This window comes from Rhizobium sp. Root149, assembly GCF_001427345.1.
Taxonomy (GTDB): Bacteria; Pseudomonadota; Alphaproteobacteria; order Rhizobiales; family Rhizobiaceae; genus Neorhizobium; species Neorhizobium rhizoryzae.
The window spans coordinates 66,759-92,242 of the sequence record NZ_LMGD01000004.1 but is presented as its reverse complement, the minus strand read 5'-3'; the positions used below and the strand labels follow the sequence as shown (position 1 = coordinate 92,242).

The window sequence follows — 25,484 nt, the reverse complement described above, 5'->3', positions numbered from 1 at the left end:
TCATGCTTAGCACCCAAAACCGCTCACTCCCCCGTCTCGTCAGCAAGCTTCAGAACGCACTGGGAGATCATCTGTGTGTCGCACTGGAGGATCCAAGCGTCGTAGAAATCATGCTTAACCCTGATGGTCGCCTCTTTATCGAAAGGCTGGGTCACGGTATGGCCGCGGCTGGCGAGATGACGCGGTCTGCGGCCGAAACCGTCATCGGCAGCGTTGCTCATGTCCTGAACTCGGAAGTCGATGACGATCGCCCTATCGTTTCGGGCGAGCTGCCAATCGGCGGGCACCGTTTCGAAGGACTGCTCCCACCGGTCGTTTCGGGTCCATCGTTCACCATCCGCCGTCGTGCATCGCGCCTCATCCCGCTGGATGACTATGTGTCCACCAAGGTTATGACCGCGAAGCATGCAGAGATCATTCGCAGCGCAGTCGCCTCAAAGCTGAACATACTCGTTGCCGGCGGCACGGGCTCCGGCAAGACCACGCTGACCAACGCGATCCTTGCTGAGATCGTATCGAGCTCTCCCGACGATCGACTTGTCATTCTGGAAGACACCGCGGAAATCCAGTGCGCCGCCGAGAATGCTGTCTGCCTGCACACCAGCGACGCCGTCGACATGTCGCGTCTCCTGAAAAGCACGATGCGCCTTCGGCCGGATCGGATCATCGTCGGAGAGGTCCGAGACGGTGCAGCGCTCACCATGCTGAAGGCCTGGAACACCGGGCACCCCGGAGGGGTCGCGACGATCCACTCAAACAGCGCGCGTTCCGCACTTCAGCGTCTCGAACAACTGACCGCCGAGGCGAGCCATCAGCAGATGCAGGCGGTGATCGGAGATGCAGTCGATCTGATCATCTCGATCGAACGAACGGCAAAGGGCAGGCGGATCAGCGAGATCCTTCACGTCACCCGCTTCGCGGGCGGCCAGTACCAGACGGAACCCTACGCAGAGGAGAGCCGCGATGCCGCATAAGAGATCATTCCTGACAATCGCACTCATTACTCTGGCAGCAATCGCCGCTGCATCGCCTGCTTTCGCAAGCTCTGGCGGAAGTCTTCCGTGGGAAGGGCCGCTCGAGCAGATCCAGGAATCCATCACCGGCCCGGTCGCAGGCTACATTGCTCTGGCCGCTGTCGCGATTGCCGGGGGCATGCTGATCTTTGGTGGCGAGCTCAACGATTTTGCCCGCAGGCTGATGTACGTCGTCCTCGTCGCCGGCATTCTGCTCGGCGCCACGACAATCGTCGGCCTCTTCGGCGCGACCGGTGCGTCGATCGGCTTATCCAGGGAGTCGGTCATGCAACTTGCTTCGGACCTCGAAGGGGAGGGGGCTTGATGGGTCTCCACCGCAACCGCATCCATCGCGCACTGTCACGGCCGAACCTCTTGATGGGTGCCGACCGTGAATTGGTGCTCATCACCGGGCTCGCCGCTGTGATCCTGATTTTCGTCGTGCTGACGGTCTACTCAGCGCTCTTCGGCGTTGCGGTCTGGATCGTCATCGTTGGCCTGCTTCGGATGATGGCCAAGTCCGATCCACTGATGCGGAAAGTCTACGCCCGTCACATTTCCTACAAGCACCACTATCGGCCGACGACCGCGCCGTGGCGGAAATATTGAGGAGGCGGTGATGGCAGCGCTGAAACGCTTTCGAGCCACGGGACCATCCTTTGCTGATCTGGTCCCCTATGCCGGTCTGGTCGACAACGGCGTTCTGCTTCTGAAGGACGGCAGTTTGATGGCTGGCTGGTACTTCGCCGGACCGGACGCCGAAAGCGCCACTGACCTCGAACGCAATGAGCTTTCCCGGCAGATCAATGCGATCCTGTCGAGGCTCGGGACAGGCTGGATGATCCAGGTCGAGGCCATCAGAGTGCCGACGGTCGATTATCCCGGGCCTGACCAGTGCCACTTTCCGGACCCTGTCACCCGCGCGATCGATGCCGAGCGCCGGACCCATTTTCGGCGCGAGCAGGGGCATTTCGAGAGCAAGCACGCGATCATCCTGACCTATCGACCGCTCGAATCCAAAAAGACGGCGCTTAGCAAATACATCTATTCGGACGAGGAGAGCCGAAAGAAGTCGTATGCAGACACGGTTCTTTTTGTGTTTCGCAACGCGATCCGCGAAATCGAACAATATCTCGCGAATACGCTGTCGATCGCCCGGATGCAGACCCGCGAAGTTCGCGAGAGGGGAGGGGAACGGGTTGCTCGCTATGACGATCTCATCCAGTTCGTCCGCTTTTGCATCACCGGAGAAAGCCACCCGGTACGTTTGCCTGATGTACCTATGTACCTGGACTGGCTGGCGACGGCTGAACTGGAGCATGGTCTGACACCCAAAGTCGAGAATCGGTTTCTCGCGGTTGTCGCCATAGATGGCCTGCCGGCGGAGAGCTGGCCCGGAATTCTCAACAATCTCGATCTGATGCCGCTGACCTACCGCTGGTCGTCGCGGTTCATCTTCCTCGATGCCGAGGAGGCGCGCCAGAAACTCGAACGGACGCGAAAGAAATGGCAGCAGAAGGTTCGACCATTCTTCGATCAGCTCTTCCAGACCCAGAGTAGATCGGTCGATCAGGATGCCATGACGATGGTCGCCGAGACCGAGGATGCTATCGCTCAGGCCTCGTCCCAGCTTGTCGCCTACGGCTATTACACCCCGGTCGTCATCCTGTTCGATGAAGACCGAGAAGCTCTCCAGGAAAAGGCGGAAGCCATACGCCGGCTGGTTCAGGCCGAGGGGTTCGGGGCTCGCGTCGAGACCCTGAACGCGACCGATGCCTTTCTCGGCAGCCTGCCTGGTAACTGGTACGCCAACATCCGTGAGCCGCTGATAAACACAAGCAATCTGGCGGACCTCGTTCCGTTGAACTCGGTATGGTCGGGAAATCCGGTAGCGCCGTGCCCGTTCTATCCGCCCAACTCGCCGCCACTGATGCAGGTGGCCTCGGGATCGACGCCGTTTCGCCTGAACCTGCATGTCGACGATGTTGGTCACACCCTGATCTTCGGGCCGACTGGCTCTGGCAAGTCGACCCTTCTCGCCCTGATCGCCGCGCAATTCCGTCGCTACGAGTTCGCCCAGATCTTTGCCTTCGACAAGGGCAACTCCCTCCTCCCACTCACACTCGCTGCCGGCGGCGATCATTATGAGATCGGCAACGACCAGAACGGGGAGGGGAGAGCACTGGCATTCTGCCCGCTGTTCGACCTTTCCACGGACGGAGATCGCGCCTGGGCGAGCGAGTGGATCGAGATGCTCGTCGCGCTTCAAGGTGTCACCATCACGCCCGACCATCGCAATGCGATCTCACGCCAGATCGGGTTGATGGCGACAGCGCCCGGAAAGTCCCTGTCGGACTTTGTCAGCGGCGTGCAGATGCGCGAGATTAAGGATGCGCTCCATCACTATACCGTCGATGGCCCGATGGGTCAGCTTCTCGACGCTGAACAGGACGGCCTGACGCTCCGGGCGTTTCAGTGCTTCGAGATCGAACAGCTCATGAATATGGGCGAGCGTAATCTGGTGCCCGTCCTAACCTACCTCTTCCACCGTATCGAAAAGCGGCTTGACGGCTCTCCGAGCCTGATCCTGCTCGATGAGGCGTGGCTGATGCTTGGCCACCCGGTGTTCCGCGACAAGATCAGGGAATGGCTGAAGGTTCTCCGCAAGGCCAATTGCGCCGTTGTACTGGCGACGCAATCCATCTCCGACGCCGAGCGCTCCGGCATTGTCGACGTGCTGAAAGAATCCTGCCCGACCAAGATCTGCTTGCCAAATGGCGCCGCACGCGAGCCGGGCACGCGCGAGTTCTATGAGCGGATCGGGTTCAACGAGCGCCAGATCGAGATCGTCTCGGGCGCCATCCCGAAGCGCGAATATTACGTCGCTACGCCAGACGGACGGCGGCTCTTCGACATGTCGCTCGGGCCGGTGGCGCTGAGCTTTGTGGGCGCATCCGGAAAGGAAGACCTGAAGCGGATACGCGCGCTGAAGGCGGAACACGGCCAGGACTGGCCTACCCATTGGCTTGAAATGAGAGGAGTTCACGATGCCAAGTCGCACCTCAACGTCGAATAAGTGGATTGTCGCAACCATTGGCGCGACGATCATGCTGTCGCCAGTTGTTTCTGCCCACGCCGGATCAGCGACAGGCGCTGCTACCGAATGGACGCAGCTTGCTAACAATGCGCAGCTCATCGACCTTCTGAAAAGCTCCGGCCTGCAGGTCGATAACCAGCTGACCCAGATCACACAACTGGCGGAGCAGATCCAGAACCAGCTGAAAATCTACGAGAACATGCTGCAGAACACGGCGCAGCTCCCTACCCATATCTGGGGCCAGGTCGAGAGCGATCTTAACCGCCTGCGCAGCATTGTTGACCAGGGGCAAAGCATTTCGTTCTCGATGGGCAATGCCGACGATGTCCTTCAGCAGCGGTTCAAGAGCTATGCGGACCTGAAAACCAACCTGCCGAACGCCGAGACGTTCTCGAACACCTACCAGTCCTGGTCGGACACGAACAGGGACACGATCGGCAGCACGCTGAAGGCAGCGAGCCTGACAGCGGATCAATTCGATACCGAGGAAGGCACGATGAGTTCGCTGCGATCGATGTCAGAGTCGGCCGACGGCCAAATGAAGGCCCTCCAGGTCGGACACCAGATCGCTGCCCAGCAGGTTTCCCAGATGCAAAAGCTGCGCGGCCTGGTTTCCCAGCAGATGACGATGATGGGGACGTGGCTTCAGACCGAGCAGACGGACAAGGATCTCGCCCAGGCGCGCCGTGAGGAATTCTTCAAATCTACTGCGCCCTCAACATCGGGCGGCGAAAAGATGAAGGTGGAATGGTGAGAACGAAACTGATCCTGACCATCATCGCCACAGTCGTAGCTCTCGGCGGAACGGGCCTCTGGTTCCTGATCTCGGAGAGACAGACAGCGCAAGAACGGCGCGAAAAGTTTTTCGGATCGGCAAAGGAGCATCCGACGTCTGGTGGCGAGAAGATGAAGATCGAGTGGTGATCGTATGACCTCTGAGCTCAAGATGATCAGGGGCATTGCGGTGCTCGTCGCGTTCATCGTCGTGTCGTTCCAGCCCGCGATTGCGCAGGAGGGGTCTGTTCTAACATCCCTCCAGAACGAGATCACCACTGCCGCCAAGGGTTGGGAGACCACCGTCATGGATGCGGCGAGATCCCTGTTCTGGATCCTCGCAGGGATCGAGATCGGCATTGCCGCGGTCTGGCTGGCGCTTCAGGCCGCGTCACTCGACAGCTGGTTTGCTGAACTGGTCCGACGCATCATGTTCGTGGGCTTCTTCGCATTCGTTCTCGCGCAGGGTCCGACCTTTGCGAAGGCGGTCGTCGATAGTCTGTTTCAGATCGGCGCTGGTGGAGGCACGGCTTCGCCAGCCGATGTGTTCAATGCGGGCTTGGCCGTTGCGACCAAGATGTCAGAGAAGGTGCAGTTCGGGCTGTTCGAAGACAACGCGCTCGCCATCTCGGCGGCGTTTGCAATGGTCGTCACGGTGATCGCATTCTCACTCGTCGCGGCGATTTTCATGTCTGTGATGGTCGAGATGTACCTTGGTCTGCTCGCCGGCATGATCATGCTCGGATTGGGCGGTTCCTCCTTCACTAAGGATTTTGCCATCCGCTACCTGATCTATGCGTTCTCGGTCGGCATGAAATTGATGGCGCTGGTGATGATTTCCCGGATCGGCTCCGAGGTCCTGATTGGCCTCGCGAACCGGCCCAACGTGGGAGATCAGTTCCAGACCGCATTGGCAATTGCCGGGATAGCGGTCGTGGTCTTCATCATCGCCATGTACGTTCCCAACACCATCCAGGGCGTGGTGCAAGGGGCATCTGTCTCTGGCGGCATGGAAGCCATCCGTCACGGTGGTCAGGCCGCCTCATTTGCACTTGGCGCAGCGTCGCTCGCGGCCGGCGCCGTTGGAGCAGGGGCTGCTGCAGCTCAATCCGCTCGCGCTGGAGGCTCTTCTGTTGCCGGCGCAGCACTTCGCGGTATGGGCGCCGGGATCGGGTCGGCTGGGAAAGCGGCTGGCTCGGCCGCCAAGGAAAAGGCGATCGGTTCGCCCGGCGCCTATGCCGGTTCGATCATGGGGCTCGCCAACGCCAAGCTCGATCAGAGCCGCACCGGGCAAAGCGGACCCAAGACGCCACCCGAACGAAACGACAAGTAATCAACAGGAAGGCAACAAGCGATGGCAGCAAACCGGCCGCCCGACAGCCCTTACCTTGCCGCGCGGCAGGAATGGACGGAACGATATGGATCTTATGTCCAGGCGGCACGCGCATGGCGGATCGTCGGCATTCTTGGATTGTCGATGGCCGTGATCGGCTTCACCTATGCCATGTATCTCAGCACACAGGTCAAACTTGTGCCTTACATTGTCGAGGTCGACAAACTCGGCACTTCGGTAACGGCCGGCTTTCCCCAGCAGATCGAGTATGCCGATGCCCGCGTCGTCCGCGCGACACTCGGCAATTTTATCACGAGCCTGAAGTCGATCACGCCCGACGCCGTGGTGCAGAAGCAATATATTGACCGTACCTACGCGCTTCTCCGGACCTCCGATCCCTCGACCCAGAAAATCAATGCCTGGTTCCGCGGCAACTCGCCGTTCGAAAAGGCCAAGACGTCGACCGTTGCGATCGAGGTCAACAACATCGTTGCGCTGTCCAACCAGACCTACCAGATCGACTGGACCGAATACGAACGCGACCGCAAGGGCAAGGAAACGGGAACGCGCCGGTTTCGCGGCATCGCGACGGTCGCGCTGACCGCGCCACAGGACGAGGCGATCATCCGCCTCAACCCGATCGGTCTTTATGTCCAGGACTTCGACTGGACCGCACAGCTTTAAGGGCAGGGGAATTCACATGCACAGAACAGGATTGATCGCGGCCGCCGGCTGCATGGCCGGACTCGTCCTTGCGGATTGCGCAATCGCGCAAAGCATGACGTCGAACGAGGTGAAGGGGACCAACATCTCACGGAAATGGCGCGGAACGCCGGGGCTAGTGACGACCGGGCCAGACGGGAAAGTCATCTTTCTGTTCGGCGAGACCCAGCCCTCCGTCGTGTGCTCGCCGCTTCAGGTCTGCGACATCGAGCTGCAGGGCGGCGAGATCGTCCGCGACGTGCTTGTCGGTGATACGGTCCGCTGGAAAGTCGAGCCAGCGACGTCGGGGGCGACCGGCGGGCAGGCGATCCACCTGATCGTCAAGCCGTCCGAGGCCGGCCTGGTGACGTCGATGGTCGTCACAACCTCGCGGCGGACCTATCATATCCAGCTCAAGTCCCATCCCAGCCAGTATATGGCCCGGATCGGCTTTGAGTATCCGGAGGATGTGTCGACCAAGCTGGCCGATATCAATGCCCGCCTCGAGACCGGCGGCATCCCCGGGACCGCTCCGGACAAACTGAACTTCTCCTATTCGGTTAGTGGCAGTGCATCGTGGCGGCCAAAGCGCGTCTATTCCGACGGTGCAAAGACCTACATCCACTTTCCCCGGTCGATTTCCGGGCAGGACGCACCTGTCCTGTTTGTCGTCAGCGGCGGCCAGAACCGCATCGTCAACTATCGTATGAAGAACGACATGATGATCGTCGACTACGCCGTCGATAAGGCCGTTCTCGTCTCCGGCGTCGGTTGGCGCCAGCAGAGAATAACCATCCGGCGCGGAGGCTGACCGATGAAGAAGACAATCGCCGCCATCATCATCACGACCATCCTTTCCGGTTGCCAGACTGCGGATGAAACCCTGACCACAAATTCCACTCCGATCACCGTCACTGGCGCCACCGCAAGCGCGATCGCCGGCGACATGGCAAGCCGCCTTGCCGAGCAGGTCGGGCCGGCCGGCACCACGACCCTTAAAATGGACAAGGACACTTCCGAATATGCCGCCGCTCTTGAGGCTGCGCTGAAGGGATGGGGATACACAGTCATCGCCGATGGGAAAATCGGCAAGGATCAGAAGCCGGTCGAGGTTGCATGGTCGATCGACAGCTTTGACGGACAGGTCCTCGCGCGGGTCAGCACGCCGACCATCGCGCTCGGGCGGGCCTACACGGCGACGTCGGCCGGTGCGACGCCCGCCAGCCCGCTTTCGATCATGCAGCGCAACTGAGGGGAGGGGAGAGCATGGTTCAATCGCTCCAGCTTGGCACGGCGGGCAATGCTGACGATCAACAGAGCATGCGGCGCCTCAATCGCCTGCCGATCATCGTCGCGATCATCATCATCGTACTGTTCTTCGGTGTCGTCATCATCGGCCTGTCCTGGCGCGGCCTATCCTTCAACCGAGGAAATGAGCTCGACAGCACTTCCGCCTCTCCGGCCACGACGTTTGGCGATCAGCTGAAACGAGGCGTGTCGGACGGGATCATAGGTGAACCTGAGCAACGCGAAGTGTTTCAGCCGACGCCCGTCGTAGTCGAGCGGGAGCCCGTGAGGGAGCGGGTAGCGGAGCGCCAGAACGAGGTCCGGACTGAACGGCGATCGCAACTCGAACCGGAAGCCGAGTGGAAGGCGCGGCTGAAGCGGGAACAGGACGAGCAGATCCTCCGCGAAGCCCAGCGTCAGAGGATGGCCAGCCTCCAAGCGCGGGCGACGGCGCTTGATTCACCGCTGAAGGTGGACGTATCAGAGGTACAGAAGAGCGCCTCGGAAAGCAGGACCGACGCCCGTCAACCGCTCAATGCCACGACGAACAGTGCTTCCGATCTCTATAGCGCTGCGATGAAGTCCGGTTTGCTCGGGCAGAACGTCGATCAAAACGGTCAGACATCAAAGGAGGACTTCTTCAATCAGGACATCAAGGATCTTGGCTATCTGCCTAACCAGGTGGTTCCGCAGCTCTCGCCATACGAGTTGAAACGCGGATCGGTTATTCCTGCCACTATGATTACCGGCTTGAATTCTGACCTCCCCGGCAGGATCTCCGCGCAGGTCAGCCAGAACGTCTATGACAGCGCCACTGGCTACCGGCTACTCGTTCCTCAGGGGGCGAAGCTGTTTGGTCGCTACGACTCTAAAGTGTCGTTCGGCCAGGAGCGCGTGCTGGTCGTCTGGACCGACCTGATCTTTCCCAATGGCTCGACGCTTCAGATCGGGGGAATGTCCGGCACGGATGCCGAGGGATACGGCGGCTTCAAGGACAAGGTCGATCGTCACCTCTGGCGCACCTTCGGCTCCGCCGCGCTCGTTGCCATCATCGGCACGGGCATCGACATGTCGATGCCAGAGAGCTCGACGCTTGCCACGCAGGATACGGCTTCAGACGCGGCGCGGCGGAATTTTGCCGAAAGTTTCGGCCGGGTGGCAGAGCAAACCATTTCGAAGAATCTGAATGTCCAACCGACGATCAGGATCCGACCTGGGTACAAATTCAACGTTCTGGTCGATCAGGATATCATTTTTCCGAACGCATATCGAAATTAGAACAGACATTGGCGCATATCGACCAACTGGTGTGTAATTGAGTAAAGGCGACGCAATACAATCTTGCGTGGCTTAATTCTTTCTCTTAAAAGTCAACTTTAGGCGAGCGCATTCAAGTGCTTCGCCTCCGTTCCGGAGCTGTTTAGCCCACGACGACGGGCACTGCCATTTATGATTGCAACCTTGTTGCGTTCATAACCTCACTCAAAGGAGGCCGTGAATTGAACCAATGGTTTGAGCGATTGACCGAACAGGTCGCCCTGGCGCATGACGAAGCTGCGGTGAAGGCGACCTTGGAGAAGCTAAGCCGCGAAGCAGGTTTTGGCGCATACGCCTATCTCAATCTGCAGGCGGAGACGCAAACGGCGATCTCAAACTATGACGTCGAGTGGCAGCTGCGCTACTTCGAAAAATCCTACGCTCTCATTGATCCCGTCGTGCGCAATGCGCGCGATCAGTTGGAGGCCTTCGCGTGGTCCAACGAAGCGTCCCGCAGAATGAGCAAGGAGCGCAGAAACTTTTACGGAGAGGCCGGGGAGTTCGGGATCCGCTCCGGTATCACAATTCCGATCAAGACTGGCTTTGGCCGGATGGCAATGCTCACCCTGGCTTCAGAAGAAGCAGACTTTGCCATGGGGCAATCGCTGAACCCGGTGCTTGCCGCTTCCGCGGTCGCGCAACTGCATTCGAGGCTTGAAGGTCTTGGAGCCAAGCCCACTCATCATACCCCGATCCGCATGAAATCCGATGAACTGACCTGCTTGCGGTGGTCAGCTGAAGGCAAGTCGATGAAGGCTATCGCCATAATCGAGAACACCACATACGCCAATGTCGCGTTCTTCCTCCGCAATGCCAAATCGGCCTTGGGCGCGACGAGCTTGCCGCAGGCAACTGCGATGGCGAAAGAGTTCGGCCTGATTTAGCTCAGTGCGCCTTCGATTTCGGCATGTCCGGTATGTAACCCAGAATGTCGAGAAGTGTGGAAACGACCGTCTGCTGCGCGTGGACCGCGATCATTGCGGCGATGAAGTCCTGACTCGCCTCACGAGCCGCGTCTGGCTCAGACGCGGCATCGAGTTTCGCTTCAAGCATCACTGCGTCATCGCGCAGGCGACGGTGTTTCTCGATCTCGCGCACGACGTGGCGCTCGATCTCTTCGGGCGGCTGGTCGCTCATCAATCCGATAAGTGGCCGCAATATGAGTTTGGTATCAGACACTGGCCCGTCTGCGCTTGCTTTAAACATTATCGGTCCAATTACCGTCCATGGGCCGCCGGTGTAAACCTTCTTTGAGATCAGCCGTCTGCAGAAACAAATCGGTTTAGATCTCAATTACATACTATAGTTGATAAACTTAAAGTATGTAAACGTCGATCTTCCGCGCATGGATATGCGCAAGCTGGTTGGCCGGAATTTTGCCCGCCTCCGTCGGGAAAAAGGCCTGACACAGGAGGATGTGGAAGCGCGTTCCGGCTTTAGCCAGCAATATCTGAGTGGTCTTGAACGAGGAAAGCGAAACCCGTCCATCGTTACGCTTTACGAAATCGCTCAGGCGCTCGGAGTGAGCCATGTTGAACTGGTTGCGCCCGAGAATGAAACTGGAGATCCAATTGTCCCTTCGTGAGGCCGAAAACGCGATCGAGCGTGTCCCAGGTGTATGCGACGGCGAGCCTGTGTTCAGGGGCACCCGTGTTCCGGTTAGCATAATTGCAGCCAGGAGGAGACAAGGCGCAACCCCGGCGGAGATCGTTGGCGGCTATCCGTCGCTCACAGTTCGCATGGTTGAGCTTGCTGAGATTTGGACGGCGGCACACCCGGTACTCGGTCGACCGCCCCAACTTTTGGACCTTGGTGCTACGGTAAACAACGCAAAGCGTTTCTCGCTGCCGCTGCCACCAGGCAAAATCTCACAAGCCCTGTAATCCGCTTCACATCGACCAGAGGATTGACAAGGGCGCTGCTTGCAGGCGCTCTGCAAACGGAGTGATGCGGTCATGATCATGCAGGACGAGGCCTCGCACGAAACGGTCACCGACCGCTGCCTGCAACTGACGTAACCCGCGAAAATCATCCGTCTTGACGGTGGCAGACGCCTTGACCTCAATACCAATAATTCTGCCGCGCCGATCTTCGATCACGACATCGACCTCATCCAGATCCTTCGTTCTATAATGCGAAAAGGACACGCGCCTCTCGGACCAGGACGCCAGCTTCATCAACTCGGAAACGACGAAACTCTCCAGCAAGGCGCCAAATCGGGACTTGTCGTCGGATAGCCGGGCCAGTTCGTCTTCGCGCAAGGCCGCCAGAAGTCCTGTATCGATGAAATGGAGCTTTGGCGTTTTGACAAGCCGACTGAGCCGGTTGTTCGACCATGGCACCAGGGTTTTGATAAGGAATAGCCGTTCCAGGATGGCTATGTATTTCTGAGCGGTGACCCCGGACAGTCCCAGCGCCGAACCGAAGCTGCTATTGTTGATCAGTTGCCCGGCATGCTCCGCGAGGATGTCCAGAAGGCGCGGCAAACGATCGAGCTGGTCGATATTGGCAATGTCGCGCACGTCGCGATCCAGGATCAGACTCACATAGTCTTCGAGCCATGAGATGCGCCGGGCTGCCGTAGTTCGCCTCAAGGCTTCAGGATAGCCGCCGGCCAGAACCATGCTCATCAGGTCCTTGCCCAGAACAACTTCACCATCAATGGCTGGTTCGTCTCCTGCAAACAGTCGATCAAGCATGAGGCCTGGACCTGAGCGGATTTCGGCCTGCGCAAAGGGAAGAAGCGGAATGACTGCCATTCGCCCGGCGAGCGAGTCGGCAATGGCGGGAATGGTCGCGAGATTGGCGGAGCCCGTTAAAAGAAACCGTCCCGGCTCCTGATCGTCATCCACGCTCGCCTTGATCGCAAGCATCAGATCGGGGGCTCTTTGGACCTCGTCGATAACTGCGCGCTTGATCCCCCGGATAAACCCGGTCGGGTCGGCCTTCGCGGCGTTCAAGGTACCCGCATCATCCAATGTGATGTATGGTCGATCCTTGTCCGAGAACATGCGCGCGAGCGTCGTCTTCCCTGCCTGCCGCGGCCCGGATATCAAGACGACACGGGTGTCGGCTAGAGCTGCCTCCACGAGAGGCAACGCTTTACGATCTACAAGGGGCTTCGAATTCGAATGACCAGTCATGCGGCCATTCTTAACTCAATGACCGTCCAATTTAAAGTGAAATGCCGTCCATTTTTAATCTAACAATCGTCCGATCTTGAACAACATCACTTTTGGCCTCCGATCCTCGTCAGATCGATGCGGATGCCGGCGTCGTCGGGCTTGATCGGCGTTTCCTCCGGCATTTCGGAGGATGCATCATCCTCGGCTTTGTCAGCAACTTCGGCCTCCACCTCCGAACGCTGCGCGACCGCGCCGCCCGGATCCTCAGCTTGAAACACGCTCTCACCCTCGAACTTGCCGGTCCGCCAGGCGTGAACAGCGTCATCGAACAGCTGCGGGAACACCTCTTCGCTCGTCGGATTTCCATACCACTTCGCAACGATGCGGAGGATCTTCGCGAACATCGCGGTGCCCATCCGCAGATTGGCGCAGGGTTCGACGAGATCCACCTTCAGCTCCGACGCGTCATTCAACCCTATGCCCGCGGGGATCTGAGTGAGGCCGACCCGGACGATAGAGCCACCGATGTTCTCGCGGACGATCTCGATCGCCTCCTCGGGCGTTTTCGGCCTGGGAACGAGGATCAGACGCCCGCCGGACCTTACCGTGATGGCAAGCGGATCGTCCGAACCGACCGCCTGGACGAACTGCTCGACGATCGCCGGCTTCAACGATGGATCGGCACATTCCTTGATCAACGCAGCATCTAGCATGCGAGCTCCATGTTTCAACTGTTGAATGAGATGACGAGAGGAAGATCAAACAGACGGGCCCAGGCGGCGCTGCTCGCCCGCTGTATATCGATGATCGACGTTCCCGCCGTCCACCAGCCGTTTCCAACTGCGACGATGGCGTCAGGGCGGTGGAATGCCGATTGCAGGACCGGCCAAATAAGGAGCTGTTCGTAGCAGATCAGTGGCGCGACCTTCGTATTGCCAACGTCGACGACGGGGTTTGCGAAGAAATGCGCTCGCGCGCCGCCTTCACTACCACTACCATCGCCCATCCAGCTCCGCCACGGCTGCCACATCGATCCGGGCACGGGCATTCGTTCTCGGTAGAGAACCTCATTTCCCTCCGCGGATATCGTCACGAGCACGTTGTCGTAGCCACGCCCATTGATGCGCGCCGCTCCAACAATGACAGTGATGTCCGTCCCGGTGAGCCCGTTCTGCCAGAAGCGACCAACCGTCGGCGTCCAGAAACCGAGAGCGCTTTCCGGCAGCACGATCGTCGTGCCGGGCGGTTGGGCGCGAGCGAAATCGATCAGGTCCTGTTGCCGCTGGAGGCTCGCCTCCCGGCCGAGGGACGCGCCCATTTCAAGATCGACACCTGCCCACGACGCAAGTAGAATCGGCGGTGTCCACTGAGCGGCGGACCAGAGCCATAGCCCTATCATGACTATCGTTGCCGCCGGCCGATATAGCGTCGCCATGACGACCAGGCCGGCTGCCATCGCTCCCAGACCCCACCATCCCCAGCCAGGAAACAGAACGCCCGCGGCAGTGATCGGATGCGCCCATCCCAAAATGCCGAAAGGTGGGATCGCCATTGTGACGCAAGCAGCCATGTATCGGAGCGGCTTCTGCCATCCATTGCAATCCGTCCAGAGGACAGAATGGACTGCCACGAATGCTGTTGAGGCGACAAGCCATAGCAGGAGACCCGGCCAGATATCCTGGCCATAGAAGTTGGCCACGCCCTGCGGCAAACCACGCGATGCCGCAAGGAAGTAGGCACCGGAGACAGCGGACGCCTGCAGGCGAGTTCGCGCCAGGGACCAGAGCTGGGGGAAGGCGGCAGCGACAGGAAGCAAGAGCACATGACCGCTCCAACCGATCCATCCGGCGCAGGCTGATAATGCGACGAGGACACCCGTTCGGAAGAGCTCACGGCGCATAGGTCCAGACCTCTCCCGCCAATCCGAGTATTCCATCCATCGGCAGAGGACCGAAGTACCGGCTGTCGAACGACCCCGGAAACTCGGAATGCAGGAAGACCGTGCCGGGCGGAACGAAACCACCGTTATAAGGCGTCATCTCACGCCCCTGGCCGTCCGTCCGCGCAACGCGCGAGTGAGGAAGCGGCCGACCATCGACGCGTACGTCATCAGCTATCTCGATCGCCTGCCCGGACGTTGCCACCACCGTCTTGATCAGTGGTGCGACCCAACCAGTGCAGAGGCCGAAGCGGAGATATCCTCGCGCACGCGCCTTGCGCATCTCGTTGGTATTCGGTGGGCAGATGAAGATCAGATCGCCGACCAGGATCGGGCGATTGGGTTCGATGATCCGCCACAGACCCAACGGCTCGCTCGGTGTCAGATTGATTCTGAAGCCCTGACCTCCGAGCAGCACAATGAGGCTAAGCGTGAACAGGCTGACGCTGCTGATCCGATAGAACCAGACGAGCCGTTTCATGCGTCGTAGCACTCTATGTCGATGACGCATCTTCATTTGAGGGTGAGCCCTTGAGATCTGGTCTGACGCAGTGCTTCAGTCTGCTTAAGTGCCGTCACACTGCGCTCATGGGCAGACAACTGCTGCACCGTGCGCATCGTGGTCCAGGCCTGTTGCACTTCGCTCGTCTGAGCGGCATTCATTCCCGAGGTGACCCGCTGGAACGCCTCACCGCTGGTGTCCTGTGCAGCAAGGGGCAGGAAGGTTCTCTCCCCGAAACGTTCGGTGACCGCCTTGGCGAAACCTTCCAGTTCAGCCTTCACCATTTTGTCTGCGAGCGCGTACTCAAGACCCGAGGGCAGGTCGTTGCGGTCGATGGCGTCTCGTACCCGCTCCAGCACGCTTTTCGCATTGGAGGACAGAGCGGGGATTTCCAGCGCAACCTGTTTGCGCACCGCTAGCTCCTCGGCGTGATTTCGCCGCTCCGCTTCGCCACGCTGGCGAAGATAGTCACGGATACTGTCGGCGAGCGGCGTCACATTTTTAAGCGCACGGTCGCGGTCCGCCTTGTCAGCGCGGCTCGCGAAGACACTGGTCTTGCCTTTCAGGGATCCGAAGGCTTCCGGCTCTGCAGTGATACGTGAAAGCATTTTCTCCGCGGTCGCCGGATCGCTCAGCATCGCATCGACATTCGCCGCCTTGAACGCCGCTTCGGGCTGCGCGTAAACGTGGTGGAAGCGCATCGAGACTTCCTCCCACTGCTTCTTCAATGCCGGATCGGATGCAAGCTTGTCCTCGACTGCCTGATCGATCGATTTGGGATAAGTCGTGATACCGGCCACCATGGGTTTGGCCTCCTTCGCTGCTGTGGGAATTGTATCGGCCGTCGACCTTGCGAAACCGAGCCTGGCGCCGATGGCCGCGAGCCGACCGGCGAGATCAACAAGCCTCGAGGTCTGCCGTACCGTCCATTCGAGACGGTCGCGCGCGACGGTTCTGGCAACGTTGACGACGTGCATCCCGCGCGCTTCGGCAAAGCGGAGAGCCTGCCGGTAGATACTGCCGCCGGCATAATCGAGCGTCGTTTCCTTCGAATTCTTGCGCGACAGGATTTCGACCAGGCCGCCAGCCTTGGCGAAGGATCGACTGCCATAATAGACGCCGAGATCCTCGCGGTGACGGGTCATCGCGACATAGGTCAGGTGCCGATCGAGAGAGAGGGACGCGAGCACCTTGACGCGATCGACGGTGGCACCCTGGCTCTTGTGCACCGTGGTGGCGTAGCCGTGATCGACATTGTTGTAGAAGCGCTGTTCGACCGAAATTTTGCGCAGATGTTCGCCCTTGCCGATCACTGCCACGATGCGACCGGGCGCAACCTCCACCACCTTGCCCAGCATGCCGTTCTTGACGCCGATCGAACCCTCGTTCTTCAGGAAGACAATCTGGTCACCGGCCGCAAAGCTTCTGACACCATCGGCGCTCTTGAACAGCGAGCCTTTCTCGATGATGCCCCGTTCGATGAGCTCGGCGCGCACCAGCTCATTCAGCATACGGACGTCGCGGCGTAGGTGAGCGAGGATCAATGTGGACTTGGCAGGATCGTAGTCGCGGATCCAGTCGGCGAGGAGTTTGGTGACCGCATCAGTCTTCAGCTCGGAGCCGATCATCTTGCCATTGGATTGATAGGCCGCGACGGCTTTGCCGACATGGCCGCGCGCAAGATCGAGCGATGCATCGCGCATCCATTGCTCACGCTGGCGATAAATCGTCTCGAGTTCCGCATAGCCGATGCGATCGGCGATGGCCCGGAACGCTGCACCCGCCTCGATCGGCTGCAGTTGCTCTGGATCGCCAACAAGCACGAGCTTGGCGCCAGCCCTGGTGACGGCTTCAACGAATTTCGCCATCTGCCGTGACGACACCATGCCGGCCTCATCCAGCACGAAAACCGTTTTGTCGTCGAGCTGCCCGCGCCCCTGACTCCAACGGAGTTCCCAGGACGACAGCGTGCGCGAGACGATGCCGGCTTCCTTCTCCAGACCTTCGGCCGCCTTGCCGGCGAGGGCGCCACCGACGACACGGTAGCCGGCCGCCTCCCAGGCCTCGCGGGCCGCCTTCATCATCGTTGTCTTGCCTGCGCCGGCGCGGCCGATCACAGCGGCAATCCGCTCACCACCGGCAACATGTTCGATCGCGGCGCGCTGCTCGTCCGACAGCCGCTTATGGCGTGCGAACGTTTCCTTGAGCACTGATTGCCGGACACCATGTGACGACCGCTGCGAGAGCCAGATCGCTCGGTTCGCCATCTCGGCTTCAAGCCGGATCAGCTCGCGTGTCGTGTATTTTGCCGGCGCCCGGACCCCGGTCTCGAAGTCCAGCCGCTCGCGGTCGAGGCGCAGGGTTTCGGGGTTCTGCAAAATGCGCGCCATCAGACTTTGGAAGAGACCGGCATCATCGATATAGCGATGCAGGATCTTGGCGACATCGCGTTCGTCGAAGACGCTCTTTTCCCGCGTAATCATGTCGAGCACGAGCCCCGGATTTCGCTGCACACGGCGGGCATTCTCAGCTCGCCGCTCTTCCTGCAACACCAGCCGTTCGAGCGCAGCCTTCTCCTCCGCCGCACCATCCCCACTGGCCGCCTTCCTCTCGATCGCCTTCGTGCCGACGCCAAGATGAATGGTCGGAACAAGCTCGACCCCCTGCTTCTCGAAGGAGCGACCATCGACACGGATGTCGAGGCCCGCAAGCGCCAGATGGCGGTTCTGGCAAGCGAACCAGCCGTCGCGAAACGCGTTGAAGTCCTCGAGTCCACCGGCCCAGAGTTCGTACACGATCTTGCCGCTATCGGTGCGTAGCACCTGGCCGTCGGGTCCGGTCACCGCCACTTTCTTCGACCCGAACCCGTCCTCTGTCAGCGGCCGCAGCGTCGTCATCAAGTGGATATGCGGATTGCCCGGTGCGTCGTGGAACACCCAGTCCGCCACCATGCCCTGAGCTGTGATGTGGCGCGCCACAAAGTCCCTGACGAGCTCGACGTTCTGCTCAGGTGAAAGCTCTATCGGCAGGGCGATCGTGACATCCTTGGCAAGCTGCGCGTCCGACCGCTTCTCGAAGTCCTCGACCTTGTTCCAGAAGGCTTCCGATGCGCCGGCGACAGACCGATCGGCAATCAATGATTGCAGCCATTCCGGTGCATCGGTGGGGATGACAAACTCCTCATGCAGCAGGCCCTGCTTGCGGGTGTAGTCGATCGTCCGGGCTTCCCGCTCGTAGTCCATTTTGGCGCAATGCCGATACGCCGCCGACAGCACAGCACTGCGGCCGGAGCCGCGTGCCACGATGCTGACTGAGAAATGCGGGACGGCCATTGAAAAGCTCCGCTGATCGAACAATTTCAAAGCGTTCGTCAGGAACGGAGGGCCCCGCCAGGGAGCAAAAGCAGAGCGTCGCATCAGCGACGTATAATTGCGCCCTTCGGATCCGTCCTTACGAACGGTCGGGATGATGCTCAAAAGCGTAGGCTGCGCCTACTCGCATTTCTGTTAGTAGATCGGCACGCCGATCTGAGCGACTCTGGCTGCGTGAACCACATCATGCAGCAATGGGGACAATCCAGATATGAAGAAGCCATCCTCCAAGATCCGCGAAGAAATTGCCAAGCTCCAGGAGCAGCTCAAGCACGCCGAAACGAGAGAGGCCGAGCGCATCGGCCGCGTCGCGCTTCGTGCGGGTCTTGGCGACATCGAAATCGAGGAGACGGAGCTTCAGGCAGCGTTAGAGGAACTGGCAAAACGCTTTCGCGGAGGCAAGGCCGGCACCAGCGGACGGAAAGGGGCGGGCGAAAGCAGCACGGGCAGCGGGCAGTCCGAAGCGCTCGCGCCTGGCGCGGCTTCGGGCAGCGCTAGTGAGGCTTGAGCGAATGAGCAGGAACGTGACGTCAGATGCCCGAAAGAAGGACACGCGCGACAAGATCGAGCTTGGAGGCCTGATCGTCAAAGCCGGCCTTCGCTTCGAGAAGCGCGCACTTCTTCTCGGCGCGCTTCTCGACCTGCAGAAGCGGTTGAAGTCCGACGACAATGAGCGAGCACGACTGACAGCGGTCGGCGCGGAGGCGTTCGGCAATGAAGGCGAATAGGATCATTCTCGTCTTTCTGCCCGCAGTCATGATGGTGGCGACCGTGTTCCTGATGACTGGCATCGAAACATGGCTTGCCGGTTTCGGAAAGACCGAGGCGTCAAAGCTTGCATTGGGACGGGCAGGGGTCGCGGCGCCATACGTGGCGGCCGCGACCCTCGGCCTGATCTTCCTGTTCGCAACGGCCGGGTCCGCAAACATTCGCGCCGCGGGCGTTGGTGCTGTGATCGGAAACGCCGCGGCCATCCTGATGGCTTGCTTGCGTGAAGGCGTGCGTCTCGCCGCGCTCGCCGCGCAGGTGCCAGCGGGAAAATCTGCTCTGTCGTATCTTGATCCCTCGACCACGATCGGCGCAGCCGCCGCACTCATGTCAGGCTGCTTTGCGATGCGCGTGGCGATGGTCGGCAACGCCGCCTTCGCGCGAGCTGTGCCGAAACGCATCATCGGCAAGCGCGCCTTGCACGGCGAGGCCGACTGGATGAAACTTGCCGAAGCCGACAAGCTGTTCCCGACGACCGGGAGCATCGTCGTCGGCGAACGGTATCGCGTCGACCGCGACGGTGTCGCCGCCGTTTCGTTCCGTGCCGCTAACAGTGAGACCTGGGGCGCCGGCGGCAAGTCACCGCTGCTCTGCTTCGATGGCTCGTTCGGTTCCTCGCATGGCATCGTCTTCGCCGGATCGGGCGGTTACAAAACGACCTCGGTGACGATCCCGACCGCGCTGAAGTGGGGTGGGGCACTCATCGTGCTCGACCCCTCGAATGAGGTTGCGCCCATGGTGTCTAAACACCGTGAAGCAGCGGGCAGGCGGGTCAGGATCCTCGACCCGCGCAAACCCGCGATCGGCTTCAATGCTCTCGACTGGGTCGGCCAGTATGGCGGCACGAAGGAGGAGGACATCGCATCTGTCGCATCATGGATCATGAGCGACAATGGCCGCGCGAGTGGAGTCCGCGACGACTTTTTCCGTGCCTCCGGCCTTCAGCTCCTGACGGCGATCATCGCCGATGTCTGCCTGTCCGGCCATACGCCCAAGGAAAAGCAGACGCTCCGCCAGGTCCGCGAGAATTTGTCCGAGCCCGAGCCGAAACTGCGACAACGTCTGCAGGACATTTACGACAACTCGGAATCGGACTTCGTGAAAGAGAACGTTGCCGCATTCGTCAACATGACGCCGGAAACCTTCTCCGGCGTCTACGCCAACGCGATCAAGGAAACGCATTGGCTCTCGTATCAGAACTACGCGGCGCTGGTCTCTGGATCGACATTCCGCACGGAGGACATCGCGTCGGGGACGACGGACGTCTTCATCAACATCGACCTGAAGACGCTGGAGACCCACGCTGGATTGGCACGCGTTGTGATCGGCTCGTTTCTGAACGCAATCTACAATCGCGACGGCGCAATGAACGGGCGCGCCTTGTTCCTCCTAGATGAGATCGCGCGCCTCGGTTACATGCGTATTCTGGAGACCGCGCGGGACGCCGGCCGGAAGTATGGCATCACGCTGACGATGATCTATCAGTCAATCGGCCAGCTGCGCGAAACCTATGGCGGGCGCGACGCGTCCAGCAAGTGGTTCGAGAGCGCGAGCTGGATCAGTTTTGCAGCGATAAACGATCCGGAAACCGCCGATTACATCTCTCGTCGTTGCGGCATGACGACGGTCGAAATCGATCAGGTTAGTCGCAGCTTCCAGTCACGCGGCTCGTCGCGGACGCGGTCAAAGCAGTTGGCTGCCCGCCCTCTGATCCAGCCACACGAAGTGCTGCGCATGAGGGCGGACGAGCAGATCGTGTTCACGGCAGGCAATCCGCCACTCAGATGCGGCCGTGCCATCTGGTTCCGGCGGAAAGATATGACCGCTTGCGTGGAGCGGAGCAGGTTTCTACGGCGCGACGCGCCTGCACATAAAGAATGAAGAGCATCGGAGAAATCAGCATAGCGACGACCGGTAGGGCGTGATTTCGGGAATTCTCGACATGCTTCGGTCGGATATCGGGCAGCCGCAGGAGGCTTAGCATAGCGCCGCGTAAGCGGAAGCCGGGACCGACTGCCCCCGACCGAGGCATTCTGCTTCAAACAGTCATCCGTTAGTCGGAGGTCCCTTCGGTGAGTCCGTCGAAAACCTCCATTATAGCGTTCGTTATGGCTTGGCCAAGAGCGTTGCCAGCCACGCGAACGTCGTCTTCAGAACCATCGCGAGAAGCACGGGCAAGTTCAAACCCCTGATCCCCGACAATCTGCTTGGCCACTTCGATGGCCCAGAGGCCGAAGTCGCCGCGGTTGTCGATCTGGATAGCATCTTCCATCTGCCCCTCCTGAAGTTGGTCCGGCGGCTCTTTCCATAGACGTTACGCAAGAGCAAGCGCGAGGCACCGATGTTGACCAGGTTCCCATTCAGGCAGATAGACGCCTGCCGTTGTCCGTCGATGCATCACGAATTTGAATCGATCACGCTCGAACGATTCACAACTCTCGTTGGACGGCGAATCCTGAAAACACGATCATGTCGGCATGACCACTCAGCCTTACAACCTCCATGTCGAGAAAACGGACCTCTCGAAAAACATGGCCCGTTTCTACGCGATGGCCATCGAGCCTAACCTGTTTGGGGAGGCTTGCCTGATGCGGCGTTGGGGACGTATCGGAACGAAAGGCCAGACAATGAGCCAGCATTTCGAGACCGAACGAGAGGCGGTGGCTCTCTTTCTCGACCTCCTCCGACAGAAGAAGCGCCGCGGCTACGCAGCTGTCGTTCGGCAATCGTGCACCGATATCTGATAGACGGCACCAGGATTCGGGGGACAGGCATGAACAGCAGACCAGGTGATGTTGATCATCGGCAAACGCGGGGCATCATAAAACTGATCTTGGTCGCGATGATCGCAGTGTGTCCAGCTGTGCAAACTGCGATAGGCGACAAGGCCTATGCGAGCGAAAGCACATCAACGGTCAACGAGCATTTTCAAATGTGCTCCCGAGGCTCGCACAAGGCCTGCGTCGTCGATGGAGACACGATCTGGTTGGATGGCCAGAAGATCCGTATCGCTGACATCGACACGCCGGAGGTGAGCGAGCCGAAATGCTCGTCGGAGCTGGCACTTGGCAACCGCGCCACGGACAGAATACTTGAACTCATCAACGAGGGGCCTTTCGAACTCAAAGCATGGCCGGGGCGTGACACCGACCGATATGGTCGCAAACTTCGCGTGCTGGTGAGAGACGGTCGGAGCCTGGGCGATATTCTGGTTTCGGAAGGTCTCGCCAGGACATGGAGCGGCCGACAAGAGCCATGGTGCTGAGAATAGCTTATCGGCCCGGTGAAACGGGCCGGTATGGCGTTTAACGCCGTCGGTCCAAGTCGGTCTCGAAATTGATTTCGACCTCGACGAAGAACGGGATCTTGATCGCGATCTTCAAACCGAGCTTTCCCTTGCGGAAGAAGTGACAGATCACCTTGGCGAGGGTGCGAAGGCGGCGGCCGGTAGCTTTGAGGAACTTGGCGAGCTGTTGCATATGATTTCTCCTGTCGATTAAGTTTCGTCGCGGGGATGAAATGCGGATCGGCAAGGAGTGCTGCACCGGTCACGGCCGAAGCGCAGCGGAGGACTTGAGGACGGCTGAATTTTGCTGCGCGAGGAACCGAAGGTGGGGAAAATTCTGCCGGCATCAGGTTGCGGCGCGCCGTACGATCCGCATCATTCCCAATGTCGATGAAATGAGATCGACCGGAAACCTGCAGCAGGTTGGTCACGATGATCGTGAACGACGTCGTCCGCCTCAGAAAGGCGGTTCGGCTTCTGCAAGGCCCTCCCTCTCGGCAGCAGCGACGGCCAGCTGCGCCTGGGCGATTTCAAGCTCGGCCCGGATCTGACGGCGCTCAGCGTCACCGACAGCATTGCGCAGCTCGGCCCGCAGTTCTTCAATCTGGATCTCGAGTTCGTAGGTCATCTTCGTCTCCTGACGTTTGGGAAAGATGACAAGCCGGTCCGAGAAGGGGATGGCGGGGTCAGGGATCGCGCCAGCGACCGGCAGAGCCGGGGAGTGGGGGAGCCGATTTGCGTAACCTGCCCATCGGGCGGGTGGAGTAAATTGGGGGAACCGCTCATCCTTGGGGCCGCGATGCCCGCTTGGTACGATGGCTCATTCTGAGCAGCTTCCCCGCTCACGTAGGGCACCCCAAAAAAGCGGGACCTGGCTCGATGCCCGGTCCGGCTTTGATTTTCGGCAGAGGAGAAGGCCCCGCTGGTGGCGGAGCCCCGTGATGTCAATCAGTCTCGGTTCGGGCGGGACCAGATGAGCTGGAGGCCATCCTCGCCCTCAACTTCGGCAAGCGTTGCGTAGATCGGAGCCGGAAAGCTCGGATCGTCGAGCTTGACCGAGAGGTAGTCGCGCCCCTGTTCGGAGGTTTTCTGCCAGGCGGCACCTAGCTCAACGCTCCCAGCGTAGACGCGGAACTGCGGGCCCTTGTCGGAGGGGTTCTCGACCCGGGCGATGCGGGCCTTGACGTTGAGGGCGAGCGTGCGGATGGAGCCGGTGAAGCCGTTTTCGGTGGAGGTGAATGTGCCGATGGTTGCCATTGTGATATTCCTTTTCGTGTTCGGGCCGCGCCCATCGCGGCCTCGATGGCTGTCGAACAGACCGGTGACGATCGGACCGCACCCAATAGGGCCGCAATGAAATGGAGGGCGGCAAGTCGCAGATTTGTTAGTGGGAGAGGAGGAGCCCACAGGGGTCCGGGGTAAGAAATCTGAGCCTTGTCGTTGCGGGAAGACGATCGAGGCGCAGCCGGTCTCCGGTCAGACATGCCTCATCGAGCCCGCAGATGGGTTGCCGGAAACTCTAACGTGAAGGGATATGGCAATGGTGTTCCGCCGCTCTCGCCCCAGGGCACAAATGGCACCCGATCCATCGCCTCACTAGCACGGCCGTCGCCGCATGCATCCGTTGGGGGAAACGGTCCCGCAAACATTGGCCGGCTTGCTGGATATACGCCATGCGATATCGTGCACACGCGAATCCCAGCCTGGAGGAACAATGCGTCAGCAGACCAAGCCTTTCATCATTGAACGCAAGCCATCCCGGAAACCAAAACCCGACGCTGCAAAACCGTCGATTTGGGGAAGGCTGGATGCTGATATTGCACAAGGTCTTCAAGACCAGCGCGACATGGATCACGCGGCCGCCACCGGTGGTGACGACCGCGCCTGAACCTCAGGCCGCAGCCTTCAGATCCGCTTCCGGCTGCAGGGAATGCAGGAAGCTCACCGCGCGCTGCGCATGGGCCGCCGCCTGGAAGATCGACCGCTTGTCGTTGGCCAGCACCGATAGCCACGACTGTAAATAGGACGCGTGATCGGGTCGCGGCTCGAGCTCTGGCGCGATGCCGAGATCAGCGCAGAGGAAGCAACTGCCGAGCTCTGCAATAAGTTCTTCGCGGGCGCGTTCCGTCCGGTCCTTGGCATATCGGGATAGATCACGTCCGGCCCGATGGTCTGCTGCAGTCCAGTGCGTCACCTCATGACTGAGGACGGCCGCGTATCCGGCAGCATCGCGAAACGCCTCGAAGGGCGGCATCTGGATGTAATCCATGACCGGCGAGTAGTAGGCTTGGTTGCCGCCGTGCCGGATCACCGCGCCGGTGTTGCGGAAGAAGCGATCGACGCTTTCAATCCGCTCGACGGGATCCCGCACCTTTGCCGGCGGAGCATAATAGGTGTCGGGCAAACCATCGATCTGCTCGATATTGAACACCGAATATGCCTTCAGGAACGGGATTTCCCGATCGACATCATTGCCGTTTCCGTCGGCTACCGACTTGGTGAAGCGGCTGGCAAATACGACCGTCGAGCCCGTTTCGCCCTTCCGCACGGCTCCACCCAGTTCGAGGGCCTGTTTGAAGGTCATCCACATCGTGGAGCAAAAGCCCCGTGACATCTGCTCGGACCACAGGAGCAGCACGTTCATGCCGGAATAGGGAAGGCCGTTATGGCGCATGGGCCGTGTGATACGCCTATCGGTGTTGGCGGCGCTCCATGGTTTCATCCAGGGACGAACGCCCTGTTCGAGATCTTTGACGATACGATCGGTGATGCGCGTGTAGATGTCGATACGGTTCGATTCCGCTTTCTTCGTCATGACTTCTTCTCCTTTTCTCAGGACCGCGCCTATCGCGGTCCGTCACGGAGGTCCGAAGTCAGGGGCCGATGGTGCGGCCATGCACCGGAACGGCCGAAACAGCGTGGAGGACGGCAAAGCCGTTGTATGGGTGCCCGGCTCCTGCAGGACCGCCG

Annotated in this window: 30 protein-coding genes; 19 read left to right on the top strand and 11 right to left on the bottom strand. The window is 60.0% G+C overall.

Annotated features, from left to right (window positions below; translation table 11 throughout):
* The first annotated feature begins 2 nt into the window (after window positions 1-2).
* The 12 genes from trbB to ASD54_RS05120 all read left to right on the top strand — a co-directional run bounded on the left by trbB (window position 3) and on the right by ASD54_RS05120 (window position 10,407).
* Window positions 3-974, top strand: coding sequence for a P-type conjugative transfer ATPase TrbB (trbB, locus tag ASD54_RS05175; protein ID WP_062553554.1), 972 nt, complete (start codon window positions 3-5; stop codon window positions 972-974).
* Complete coding sequence (locus tag ASD54_RS05170; protein ID WP_062553553.1) at window positions 964-1,338, top strand: TrbC/VirB2 family protein; 375 nt, start codon at window positions 964-966, stop codon at window positions 1,336-1,338. Before trbB ends, ASD54_RS05170 begins: the two co-directional genes overlap by 11 nt.
* Window positions 1,338-1,622: a conjugal transfer protein TrbD gene (locus tag ASD54_RS05165; RefSeq protein WP_062553552.1), complete on the top strand. Its 285-nt coding sequence runs from the start codon at window positions 1,338-1,340 to the stop codon at window positions 1,620-1,622. The genes ASD54_RS05170 and ASD54_RS05165 overlap by 1 nt, the downstream gene beginning before the upstream one ends.
* Before the next feature lie 10 nt (window positions 1,623-1,632).
* Window positions 1,633-4,089: a conjugal transfer protein TrbE gene (locus ASD54_RS05160; RefSeq protein WP_062553551.1), complete on the top strand. Its 2,457-nt coding sequence runs from the start codon at window positions 1,633-1,635 to the stop codon at window positions 4,087-4,089.
* On the top strand, window positions 4,061-4,864 hold the full coding sequence (gene trbJ / locus ASD54_RS05155; protein ID WP_062553550.1) for a P-type conjugative transfer protein TrbJ: 804 nt from the start codon (window positions 4,061-4,063) through the stop codon (window positions 4,862-4,864). The genes ASD54_RS05160 and trbJ overlap by 29 nt, the downstream gene beginning before the upstream one ends.
* Window positions 4,858-5,034, top strand: a complete 177-nt coding sequence (gene trbK / locus ASD54_RS05150) for an entry exclusion protein TrbK (RefSeq protein WP_062553549.1) — start codon at window positions 4,858-4,860, stop codon at window positions 5,032-5,034. The genes trbJ and trbK overlap by 7 nt, the downstream gene beginning before the upstream one ends.
* 22 nt (window positions 5,035-5,056) lie before the next feature.
* On the top strand, window positions 5,057-6,217 hold the full coding sequence (gene trbL, locus ASD54_RS05145; protein WP_244484687.1) for a P-type conjugative transfer protein TrbL: 1,161 nt from the start codon (window positions 5,057-5,059) through the stop codon (window positions 6,215-6,217).
* A gap of 21 nt (window positions 6,218-6,238) precedes the next feature.
* A complete protein-coding gene (locus ASD54_RS05140; RefSeq protein WP_062428114.1) occupies window positions 6,239-6,901 on the top strand; it encodes a conjugal transfer protein TrbF in 663 nt (220 codons plus the stop codon).
* Between the two features lie 16 nt (window positions 6,902-6,917).
* A complete protein-coding gene (gene trbG, locus ASD54_RS05135) occupies window positions 6,918-7,730 on the top strand; it encodes a P-type conjugative transfer protein TrbG (RefSeq protein ID WP_062553547.1) in 813 nt (270 codons plus the stop codon).
* Between the two features lie 3 nt (window positions 7,731-7,733).
* The gene (gene trbH / locus ASD54_RS05130) at window positions 7,734-8,171 is read left to right on the top strand and encodes a conjugal transfer protein TrbH (RefSeq protein WP_062553546.1); all 438 of its coding nucleotides are present in this window, start codon (window positions 7,734-7,736) and stop codon (window positions 8,169-8,171) included.
* Between the two features lie 14 nt (window positions 8,172-8,185).
* Window positions 8,186-9,484: an IncP-type conjugal transfer protein TrbI gene (trbI, locus tag ASD54_RS05125; protein ID WP_062553545.1), complete on the top strand. Its 1,299-nt coding sequence runs from the start codon at window positions 8,186-8,188 to the stop codon at window positions 9,482-9,484.
* 221 nt (window positions 9,485-9,705) lie between these two features.
* Window positions 9,706-10,407, top strand: a complete 702-nt coding sequence (locus ASD54_RS05120; protein WP_244484681.1) for an autoinducer binding domain-containing protein — start codon at window positions 9,706-9,708, stop codon at window positions 10,405-10,407.
* A gap of 1 nt (window position 10,408) precedes the next feature.
* On the opposite strand, the gene ASD54_RS05115 is transcribed toward ASD54_RS05120, so the two are convergent.
* Window positions 10,409-10,702 carry a transcriptional repressor TraM gene (locus tag ASD54_RS05115; protein ID WP_162249550.1) on the bottom strand — a complete coding sequence of 98 codons (294 nt, stop codon included), beginning with the start codon at window positions 10,700-10,702 and terminating at the stop codon, window positions 10,409-10,411.
* Window positions 10,703-10,868: 166 nt separating this feature from the next.
* Between ASD54_RS05115 and ASD54_RS25970 the strand changes: the two genes are divergently transcribed.
* A complete protein-coding gene (locus ASD54_RS25970; RefSeq protein WP_082547088.1) occupies window positions 10,869-11,108 on the top strand; it encodes a helix-turn-helix transcriptional regulator in 240 nt (79 codons plus the stop codon).
* Between the two features lie 304 nt (window positions 11,109-11,412).
* On the opposite strand, the gene ASD54_RS05100 is transcribed toward ASD54_RS25970, so the two are convergent.
* The 5 genes from ASD54_RS05100 to traA all read right to left on the bottom strand — a co-directional run bounded on the left by ASD54_RS05100 (window position 11,413) and on the right by traA (window position 18,421).
* On the bottom strand, window positions 11,413-12,666 hold the full coding sequence (locus ASD54_RS05100) for an ATP-binding protein (RefSeq protein ID WP_062553541.1): 1,254 nt from the start codon (window positions 12,664-12,666) through the stop codon (window positions 11,413-11,415).
* An 86-nt stretch (window positions 12,667-12,752) separates the two neighbouring features.
* Window positions 12,753-13,361 carry a TraH family protein gene (locus ASD54_RS05095; RefSeq protein WP_062553540.1) on the bottom strand — a complete coding sequence of 203 codons (609 nt, stop codon included), beginning with the start codon at window positions 13,359-13,361 and terminating at the stop codon, window positions 12,753-12,755.
* A 14-nt stretch (window positions 13,362-13,375) separates the two neighbouring features.
* On the bottom strand, window positions 13,376-14,548 hold the full coding sequence (locus tag ASD54_RS05090; protein WP_062553539.1) for a conjugal transfer protein TraB: 1,173 nt from the start codon (window positions 14,546-14,548) through the stop codon (window positions 13,376-13,378).
* Complete coding sequence (gene traF, locus ASD54_RS05085) at window positions 14,538-15,068, bottom strand: conjugative transfer signal peptidase TraF (protein ID WP_062553538.1); 531 nt, start codon at window positions 15,066-15,068, stop codon at window positions 14,538-14,540. Before traF ends, ASD54_RS05090 begins: the two co-directional genes overlap by 11 nt.
* A gap of 32 nt (window positions 15,069-15,100) precedes the next feature.
* Complete coding sequence (gene traA / locus ASD54_RS05080) at window positions 15,101-18,421, bottom strand: Ti-type conjugative transfer relaxase TraA (RefSeq protein ID WP_062553622.1); 3,321 nt, start codon at window positions 18,419-18,421, stop codon at window positions 15,101-15,103.
* Between the two features lie 250 nt (window positions 18,422-18,671).
* On the opposite strand from traA, the gene traC reads away from it, so the two are divergent.
* The 3 genes from traC to traG are packed head-to-tail and all read left to right on the top strand — an operon-like array spanning window position 18,672 to window position 21,109.
* On the top strand, window positions 18,672-18,968 hold the full coding sequence (gene traC / locus ASD54_RS05075; RefSeq protein WP_062553537.1) for a conjugal transfer protein TraC: 297 nt from the start codon (window positions 18,672-18,674) through the stop codon (window positions 18,966-18,968).
* A gap of 4 nt (window positions 18,969-18,972) precedes the next feature.
* Window positions 18,973-19,188 (top strand): type IV conjugative transfer system coupling protein TraD, encoded by a 216-nt coding sequence (gene traD / locus ASD54_RS05070; protein ID WP_062553536.1) that lies wholly within the window; start codon window positions 18,973-18,975, stop codon window positions 19,186-19,188.
* Complete coding sequence (traG, locus tag ASD54_RS05065) at window positions 19,175-21,109, top strand: Ti-type conjugative transfer system protein TraG (protein WP_062553535.1); 1,935 nt, start codon at window positions 19,175-19,177, stop codon at window positions 21,107-21,109. The genes traD and traG overlap by 14 nt, the downstream gene beginning before the upstream one ends.
* Window positions 21,110-21,281: 172 nt before the next feature.
* Here traG and ASD54_RS05060 read toward each other — a convergent pair whose 3' ends face one another.
* Window positions 21,282-21,500: a hypothetical protein gene (locus tag ASD54_RS05060; protein ID WP_062553534.1), complete on the bottom strand. Its 219-nt coding sequence runs from the start codon at window positions 21,498-21,500 to the stop codon at window positions 21,282-21,284.
* Between the two features lie 205 nt (window positions 21,501-21,705).
* Between ASD54_RS05060 and ASD54_RS05055 the strand changes: the two genes are divergently transcribed.
* Window positions 21,706-21,972, top strand: coding sequence for a WGR domain-containing protein (locus tag ASD54_RS05055; protein ID WP_062553533.1), 267 nt, complete (start codon window positions 21,706-21,708; stop codon window positions 21,970-21,972).
* A gap of 29 nt (window positions 21,973-22,001) precedes the next feature.
* Window positions 22,002-22,493, top strand: a complete 492-nt coding sequence (locus tag ASD54_RS05050; protein ID WP_244484680.1) for a thermonuclease family protein — start codon at window positions 22,002-22,004, stop codon at window positions 22,491-22,493.
* Between the two features lie 40 nt (window positions 22,494-22,533).
* On the opposite strand, the gene ASD54_RS26900 is transcribed toward ASD54_RS05050, so the two are convergent.
* From ASD54_RS26900 to ASD54_RS05045, 3 genes are all read right to left on the bottom strand, one after another.
* The gene (locus tag ASD54_RS26900) at window positions 22,534-22,707 is read right to left on the bottom strand and encodes a hypothetical protein (protein ID WP_200958444.1); all 174 of its coding nucleotides are present in this window, start codon (window positions 22,705-22,707) and stop codon (window positions 22,534-22,536) included.
* A 264-nt stretch (window positions 22,708-22,971) separates the two neighbouring features.
* Entirely contained in the window at window positions 22,972-23,142 is a 171-nt protein-coding gene (locus ASD54_RS26895) for a hypothetical protein (protein WP_200958443.1), read from the bottom strand.
* A gap of 320 nt (window positions 23,143-23,462) precedes the next feature.
* Window positions 23,463-23,771 carry a DUF736 domain-containing protein gene (locus tag ASD54_RS05045; protein ID WP_018326263.1) on the bottom strand — a complete coding sequence of 103 codons (309 nt, stop codon included), beginning with the start codon at window positions 23,769-23,771 and terminating at the stop codon, window positions 23,463-23,465.
* Window positions 23,772-24,228: 457 nt separating this feature from the next.
* Between ASD54_RS05045 and ASD54_RS26890 the strand changes: the two genes are divergently transcribed.
* Window positions 24,229-24,402: a hypothetical protein gene (locus ASD54_RS26890; RefSeq protein WP_200958442.1), complete on the top strand. Its 174-nt coding sequence runs from the start codon at window positions 24,229-24,231 to the stop codon at window positions 24,400-24,402.
* A gap of 3 nt (window positions 24,403-24,405) precedes the next feature.
* On the opposite strand, the gene ASD54_RS05040 is transcribed toward ASD54_RS26890, so the two are convergent.
* On the bottom strand, window positions 24,406-25,329 hold the full coding sequence (locus ASD54_RS05040) for a zincin-like metallopeptidase domain-containing protein (protein ID WP_062553532.1): 924 nt from the start codon (window positions 25,327-25,329) through the stop codon (window positions 24,406-24,408).
* Window positions 25,330-25,484 lie beyond the last annotated feature (155 nt).

Bases quoted from the DNA above. Each gene is read 5' to 3' on its own strand.
- trbB (WP_062553554.1), top strand. From the start codon at position 3: ATGCTTAGCACCCAAAACCGCTCACTCCCCCGTCTCGTCAGCAAGCTT.
- ASD54_RS05170 (WP_062553553.1), top strand. From the start codon at position 964: ATGCCGCATAAGAGATCATTCCTGACAATCGCACTCATTACTCTGGCA.
- ASD54_RS05165 (WP_062553552.1), top strand. From the start codon at position 1,338: ATGGGTCTCCACCGCAACCGCATCCATCGCGCACTGTCACGGCCGAAC.
- ASD54_RS05160 (WP_062553551.1), top strand. From the start codon at position 1,633: ATGGCAGCGCTGAAACGCTTTCGAGCCACGGGACCATCCTTTGCTGAT.
- trbJ (WP_062553550.1), top strand. From the start codon at position 4,061: ATGCCAAGTCGCACCTCAACGTCGAATAAGTGGATTGTCGCAACCATT.
- trbK (WP_062553549.1), top strand. From the start codon at position 4,858: ATGGTGAGAACGAAACTGATCCTGACCATCATCGCCACAGTCGTAGCT.
- trbL (WP_244484687.1), top strand. From the start codon at position 5,057: ATGATCAGGGGCATTGCGGTGCTCGTCGCGTTCATCGTCGTGTCGTTC.
- ASD54_RS05140 (WP_062428114.1), top strand. From the start codon at position 6,239: ATGGCAGCAAACCGGCCGCCCGACAGCCCTTACCTTGCCGCGCGGCAG.
- trbG (WP_062553547.1), top strand. From the start codon at position 6,918: ATGCACAGAACAGGATTGATCGCGGCCGCCGGCTGCATGGCCGGACTC.
- trbH (WP_062553546.1), top strand. From the start codon at position 7,734: ATGAAGAAGACAATCGCCGCCATCATCATCACGACCATCCTTTCCGGT.
- trbI (WP_062553545.1), top strand. From the start codon at position 8,186: ATGGTTCAATCGCTCCAGCTTGGCACGGCGGGCAATGCTGACGATCAA.
- ASD54_RS25970 (WP_082547088.1), top strand. From the start codon at position 10,869: ATGGATATGCGCAAGCTGGTTGGCCGGAATTTTGCCCGCCTCCGTCGG.
- ASD54_RS05100 (WP_062553541.1), bottom strand. From the start codon at position 12,666: ATGACTGGTCATTCGAATTCGAAGCCCCTTGTAGATCGTAAAGCGTTG.
- ASD54_RS05095 (WP_062553540.1), bottom strand. From the start codon at position 13,361: ATGCTAGATGCTGCGTTGATCAAGGAATGTGCCGATCCATCGTTGAAG.
- ASD54_RS05090 (WP_062553539.1), bottom strand. From the start codon at position 14,548: ATGCGCCGTGAGCTCTTCCGAACGGGTGTCCTCGTCGCATTATCAGCC.
- traF (WP_062553538.1), bottom strand. From the start codon at position 15,068: ATGAAACGGCTCGTCTGGTTCTATCGGATCAGCAGCGTCAGCCTGTTC.
- traA (WP_062553622.1), bottom strand. From the start codon at position 18,421: ATGGCCGTCCCGCATTTCTCAGTCAGCATCGTGGCACGCGGCTCCGGC.
- traC (WP_062553537.1), top strand. From the start codon at position 18,672: ATGAAGAAGCCATCCTCCAAGATCCGCGAAGAAATTGCCAAGCTCCAG.
- traD (WP_062553536.1), top strand. From the start codon at position 18,973: ATGAGCAGGAACGTGACGTCAGATGCCCGAAAGAAGGACACGCGCGAC.
- traG (WP_062553535.1), top strand. From the start codon at position 19,175: ATGAAGGCGAATAGGATCATTCTCGTCTTTCTGCCCGCAGTCATGATG.
- ASD54_RS05060 (WP_062553534.1), bottom strand. From the start codon at position 21,500: ATGGAAGATGCTATCCAGATCGACAACCGCGGCGACTTCGGCCTCTGG.
- ASD54_RS05055 (WP_062553533.1), top strand. From the start codon at position 21,706: ATGACCACTCAGCCTTACAACCTCCATGTCGAGAAAACGGACCTCTCG.
- ASD54_RS05050 (WP_244484680.1), top strand. From the start codon at position 22,002: ATGAACAGCAGACCAGGTGATGTTGATCATCGGCAAACGCGGGGCATC.
- ASD54_RS26900 (WP_200958444.1), bottom strand. From the start codon at position 22,707: ATGCAACAGCTCGCCAAGTTCCTCAAAGCTACCGGCCGCCGCCTTCGC.
- ASD54_RS26895 (WP_200958443.1), bottom strand. From the start codon at position 23,142: ATGACCTACGAACTCGAGATCCAGATTGAAGAACTGCGGGCCGAGCTG.
- ASD54_RS05045 (WP_018326263.1), bottom strand. From the start codon at position 23,771: ATGGCAACCATCGGCACATTCACCTCCACCGAAAACGGCTTCACCGGC.
- ASD54_RS26890 (WP_200958442.1), top strand. From the start codon at position 24,229: ATGCGTCAGCAGACCAAGCCTTTCATCATTGAACGCAAGCCATCCCGG.
- ASD54_RS05040 (WP_062553532.1), bottom strand. From the start codon at position 25,329: ATGACGAAGAAAGCGGAATCGAACCGTATCGACATCTACACGCGCATC.